The organism is Clostridium sp. LS (genome assembly GCF_002760435.1).
Lineage (GTDB): Bacteria > Bacillota > Clostridia > Clostridiales > Clostridiaceae > Clostridium.
The window spans coordinates 1-1,223 of the sequence record NZ_AUUU01000226.1 but is presented as its reverse complement, the minus strand read 5'-3'; the positions used below and the strand labels follow the sequence as shown (position 1 = coordinate 1,223).

Below are 1,223 nucleotides of genomic sequence, written 5' to 3'. Positions count from 1 at the left end.
TTTTGAGAAATATGGCTTTGATATACATATTATAGGTATAGAGCGAGTTCGGTCATCGGGTAAAAGATGGCGCTCTGCATTTCGCAGAAATGGAGTTTCTGAACTACAGGATACCAGAAAATTCAATTCAGGACGACCCGCTGAGAAAGATTTATCACTGCAACAAAAATATGAAAAACTTGAAGCTAAAGTCAAACTTTTGCAAGCTGAAAATGAGTTTTTAAAAAAGTTAGAGATGCTAGAAAAGGGGATGAGAAAAAACAAATAAACTTATTAGTTAAAGAGAAATTTTTAATTATTCGAGAAACTATAAAAAAATATAAACTCAAAAACAAAGTTGGATTTTTGTGTAAATTAGCAGGCGTTTCACGCTCCGGTTATTATAATTATTTTTTACCAAAGTCAATATCTACACGTAATAGGCACGATTCCAAAGATTTAGATAGTTATACAAACATACTAACTGCATATAACTTTAAAAAACGTAATAAAGGTGCTAAGCAAATTAAAATGACGTTACAAAATGAATTTGGTATAAATTATAACCTTAAGCGCATTAGAAGAATCATGAAAAAATATAGCATTGTATGTCCTCACAGAAAAGCAAATCCTTATAGAAGAATGATGAAAGCAACTAAGGAGCATACGGTCGTACCAAACTTATTGAATAGAGATTTTAAACAAGGCATACCTGGAAAAGTATTATTGACAGATATATCATATCTATTTTTTAAGAATGGTCAAAAAGCTTATTTGTCTACCATTTTAGATGCATCAACAAATGAAGTACTAGCATATAATGTTTCAAAAAGTTTAAAAATAAACATTGTAACAGATACAATTGATATACTTTTAAAATCAAGCACAATTCAACTTAATAAAGATGTATTTATTCATTCAGATCAAGGAGCTCATTATACAAGTCCTATTTTTCAGAAGAAACTTAAAGAAAATAAAATGGGACAATCCATGTCTCGGCGTGGTAACTGTTGGGACAACGCCCCGCAGGAATCGTTCTTTGGACATTTAAAAGATGAAACTTACTTAAAGGGTTGTGAAACTTTCGAAGAATTAGTTAAAGAAATTGATGATTATATGATTTACCATAATAATTATAGGTGTCAATGGAACTTAAAAAAGATGACTCCTGTTCAATACAGAAATCATCTTCTTAACTTTGCTTAGACTTTTTTTAAACTGTCTTTGACAAAGGGTACATTTTA

At 30.2% G+C, this 1,223-nt stretch carries 1 pseudogene; it reads left to right on the top strand.

Features of this window, described 5'->3' with window-relative positions:
- Positions 1 to 1,185, top strand: a pseudogene (locus tag COL3_RS26720) (IS3 family transposase); the annotation flags it as partial.
- Between the last annotated feature and the right edge of the window lie 38 nt (positions 1,186 to 1,223).